Raw genomic sequence first — 1,784 nt, forward strand, 5'->3', positions numbered from 1 at the left:
CCACCAGGCCCGTCAGGGCCGCGGCGGCCCTCCCGCGAGGCCCGCCGCGCCCCGCACGCGGCCCCCCACCCCGTACGCCGCGTAGGCAATCCGTCACCCAATCGGCACCTGAAGGACACCACGCGACCGCATGCTCATGCCAAGCTGCTGCCAGTTGTCCCCTCAACACGCGTAGATCGGACACCCCGCATGCTCGCGATACGCACTCGCCACCGCAGAGCGCTGGCCCTCGCCGTCGCCACCCTCCTCGCCGGTCCCACCCTGGCCGCGACGCCGGCCACGGCCACCACGACGGACTACGACTCGACGTACTACAAGAACGCGGTCGGGAAGACGGGCACGAGCCTCAAGTCCTCGCTGCACACGATCACCAGCAGCCAGACGAAGGTCTCGTACTCGGCCGTGTGGAACGCGCTGATGGCCACCGACCAGGACCCGTCGAACAGCTCCAACGTGATCCTGCTGTACTCGGGCGCCTCCCGCAGCAAGTCGCTCAACGGCGGTGACGTCGGTGACTGGAACCGGGAGCACGTCTGGGCGAAGTCCCACGGCGACTTCGGCACGGCGACCGGCCCCGGCACCGACCTGCACCACCTGCGTCCCGAGGACGTGCAGGTGAACAGCATCCGGGGCAACAAGGACTTCGACAACGGCGGCAGCTCCGTCGCGGGCGGCGGCGGCAGCCTCACCGACTCCGACTCCTTCGAGCCGCGCGACGCCGTCAAGGGCGACGTGGCCCGCATGATCTTCTACATGGCGGTCCGCTACGAGGGCGACGACGGCTGGGCCGACCTGGAGGTCAACAGCAGCGTGAACAACGGGAGCAACCCGTACATGGGGAAGCTCGCCGTCCTCAAGGCGTGGAACGACGAGGACCCGCCGGACGCCTTCGAGGAGCGCCGCAACCAGGTCATCTACGACTCGTACCAGCACAACCGCAACCCGTTCATCGACCACCCGGAGTGGGTCGAGGCGATCTGGTAGGGCTCCCTCCCCACGCCACCACGCCGCCGCACCCCGGCGCGGTCACGACCGAGCCGTCCCACCCGGCATACGGGTGGGACGGCTCAGGTGTCACGGGCGGCCGGGCGAGGGCCGCCGAGGTACGGCGGTCCGGGTCTCAGCGGCCTCCGTTGTAGGGGCCGTACGGACCGTCGCTGCTGGAGCCGCCGCGCGTGCGCTTGCGCCCGCCGCCGGGGAGGCTGCGCAGCGCGGGACGCACGTCGACCACGTACACGATCGTGGCGATCAGACCGATGATCGGCAGGAACGACAGGATCGGGAAGATCAGGTTCACCACGAAGGCGAGCCCCAGGATGATCAGCCAGAACGGCTTGGTCTGCTTGTCGGCGGCGCGGTAGCCGTCCTCGCGGCGGATCGCCGCGTCCACCAGCGCGAATCCGCTGAAGACGATCAGCGCCAGGTTCAGCAGATACATCAGGTTGCTGAAGCCCTGCATCAGCACAACGTCCACCACCACTCTCAGGTCGCCCGGGCCCGGGGAGGGGTCCTGGGGAGGTCCTGTCAGCCCTTGTCAGCCACGGTACTCGTCTCCGCGCCCGTGGCCCTGCCCGGCTGCCCGTGCTCGTCGGTGCCTGTCGGGCCTGTCGGTGCTCCTTTACCCGGCCGAAGGGCCGGGCACCCGCGGGCACCCGGCCCTCATCACCGCCCGGCCGACGGCGACGGCGACGGCGACGGCGGGACGTCTCACTCGGCGGGCGGCGTGGACTTCTTCGTGGTGCGCCGCGCCGGCGCCTTCTTGGCGGGGGCGGCCTTCTTCCCGG

At 70.5% G+C, this 1,784-nt stretch carries 2 protein-coding genes; one reads left to right on the forward strand and one right to left on the reverse strand.

Annotated features, from left to right (window positions below; genetic code table 11):
• The first annotated feature begins 189 nt into the window (after positions 1–189).
• Positions 190–984, forward strand: coding sequence for an endonuclease I family protein (locus HW445_RS29605; RefSeq protein ID WP_180223897.1), 795 nt, complete (start codon positions 190–192; stop codon positions 982–984).
• A gap of 136 nt (positions 985–1,120) precedes the next feature.
• Here the strand turns inward: HW445_RS29605 and HW445_RS29610 are convergent, their stop codons facing one another.
• On the reverse strand, positions 1,121–1,459 hold the full coding sequence (locus HW445_RS29610; RefSeq protein ID WP_164540898.1) for a DUF2516 family protein: 339 nt from the start codon (positions 1,457–1,459) through the stop codon (positions 1,121–1,123).
• Positions 1,460–1,784 lie beyond the last annotated feature (325 nt).

It is taken from the genome of Streptomyces sp. UH6, from assembly GCF_013421635.1.
GTDB lineage: Bacteria > Actinomycetota > Actinomycetes > Streptomycetales > Streptomycetaceae > Streptomyces > Streptomyces abyssomicinicus.

Excerpts from the sequence above, each read along its gene's own strand:
- HW445_RS29605 (WP_180223897.1), top strand. The coding sequence starts at position 190 with ATGCTCGCGATACGCACTCGCCACCGCAGAGCGCTGGCCCTCGCCGTC.
- HW445_RS29610 (WP_164540898.1), bottom strand. The coding sequence starts at position 1,459 with ATGCAGGGCTTCAGCAACCTGATGTATCTGCTGAACCTGGCGCTGATC.